The organism is Bartonella sp. AA89HNZF, from assembly GCF_042196905.1.
Taxonomy (GTDB): Bacteria; Pseudomonadota; Alphaproteobacteria; order Rhizobiales; family Rhizobiaceae; genus Bartonella.
Window position 1 is genome coordinate 1 of sequence record NZ_JBHIRD010000060.1, and the last position, 2,043, is coordinate 2,043.

A 2,043-nucleotide genomic window follows, 5' to 3' on the forward strand; every position below is an offset into this window, starting at 1 on the left:
GGGGTTTTTCGTTCTCTTTATGATAAACCATTAGGATCACCAAAATATCCGATAACTATACGCTTTTCTGCCGAAGCTCAAGAAATGTTTCGTGTATGGTGGGAAAATTTTCAGAAAAGAATAAAGAATGGTCATTTCTCTCCAAGTTTAAAAGCACATCTTTTGAAAATGAATCAAACCATACCAACCCTTGCGTTGATTTTTGAACTGGTTGAGGGTGGTCGTTTTGAAATCAATAGAGATGCCCTTGAAAGAGCTTTGTATTGGGAAAAATATTTGTTAAGTCATGTCAAAAGGCTTTATGCGGCGGCGGATAGCTTAGCAACAGAGGGGGCAAAATTAATTGTCGAACGTTGTGATTGTTTACCCGATGTTTTTACAACAAGGGATATCTATAGACGCTGTTGGCGTTCTTTAAAAGACAAAGAAGCTGTGAAGCAAGCTTTAGAGCTTTTATGCTGTTCTAATCATCTTCGAAAAAAGTTTATAACACATCAGACAAGTGGACACCCTAGCACTTATTATGAATGGAATCCTTTAGTCAAAAACAGCAGCATAAAACAATAAAGAAACTTTTTTTAAAAACTTTCTACTCAAAGAGGCAAAACTCTTTTTAATGGCATTCTTATCAAGGAATTTTTCTCCAAAGATAATAATCTGAGTGACCTTATAGGAAGAGTTTTGTCAGTGTTGTCAGTTCTGTCAGTTCCTTTTAGACCCTCTATTATTTTTTAATGAGAAAAAATAAAAGTTATTATATATCAATAGGTTAATATTTTAAAAACATAACTCATATCAAGAGTACAATCTTTAAAGATAACCAATGATGTGAATTGATTAAAACTCGTCAGTTATGTGTCAGTAAATTGAACTGACAAAATAGACCATTTTAGTGCTTCGTAAAACACTTCAAAATACTCATTATGATATTTTTATGTACATAGTTCATTTGTCTTGATGAATACGTGAAACGAATAGCAGATTTCACTACTTTGCTGATCTACTCCATGTCATGGACTGTGGATAAACAACCTTTAAAACCCCTTTTGAAAAAAATATCGGCTTTTTTTAGCAGTTTTTTCCCATTTTATCGTTATTTGCCTTAAATGCATTTAATTGAATTCGTTTTGATTCTTTTGATGGTTATTGATCATCTCATAAGGCAAGGGATTTTTATTACAATATGCTGCAATATGTTAACTCTGATAATGAACAATTCACTTTACGCTCTCTGTTGGAATATTATCGTCAAAAAGCTAAATCACCCCGTGAATTAGGAACCATGTTTGAAAACCTTGTCATGGTTTATTTGACGCAAGACCCGCTTCAAAAGCAAGAATACGAGAAGGTTCAAACCTATTGTGAATGGGCGCAAGAGCATGGAGAAAATGGAACTGATATTGGGATTGATTTGGTCGCTACAATCCGTGATGAAGGAGGCTATGCGGCTATTCAATGTAAATGCTATGATGCTTCTCACATAATTAAAAAAGAAGATATTGATAGTTTTATTGCTGCCTCGGGCAAAAAGATCTTCACCCGTCGCATACTGGTTGATAGCACCGAAACAGATTGGAGTGACAATGTTGAACTGACTTGTGAGGGGCAAGAAATCCGTCCTCAACGGATTAATCTGTTTGATTTAGAAAATAGTCAAATCGATTGGGGGGCTTATAAAGAACAAGGACAAGCTGTTCTTAAAGAGAAACCGAAAAAAAAGCTTTTAGATCATCAGAAAGAAGCCCTTGAGAAAATCTGTGAAGGTTTACAAGAAGCAGACCGTGGCAAGCTCATTATGGCATGTGGAACGGGGAAGACTTTTACAAGTCTTAAGATAGCAGAAACCATAGCAGGTCAAGGCAAGCGGGTATTGTTTCTGGTGCCCTCTCTCGCTCTTATCTCTCAAACAATTCGTGAATGGACAGAAGATACAGAAGTGCCTTTGCGTTCCTTTGCCGTGTGTTCGGATACACAAGTGGGAAAACGTCGTAAGAATAATAAAAATGATGCTCTTGAATTTGATAGCTCTGATCTTGCCTTGCC

Annotated in this window: 2 protein-coding genes; both read left to right on the plus strand. The window is 36.1% G+C overall.

Going from position 1 to position 2,043, the window contains the following annotated elements; translation table 11 throughout:
* Nucleotides 1–567, plus strand: a 567-nt coding sequence (locus ACFIN0_RS09605; RefSeq protein ID WP_375702437.1) for a DUF3987 domain-containing protein, incomplete at its 5' end; no start/stop codon positions are given.
* Between the two features lie 616 nt (nt 568–1,183).
* Nucleotides 1,184–2,043: DEAD/DEAH box helicase family protein (locus ACFIN0_RS09610; protein WP_375702438.1), on the plus strand; the 860-nt coding region annotated here is incomplete at its 3' end.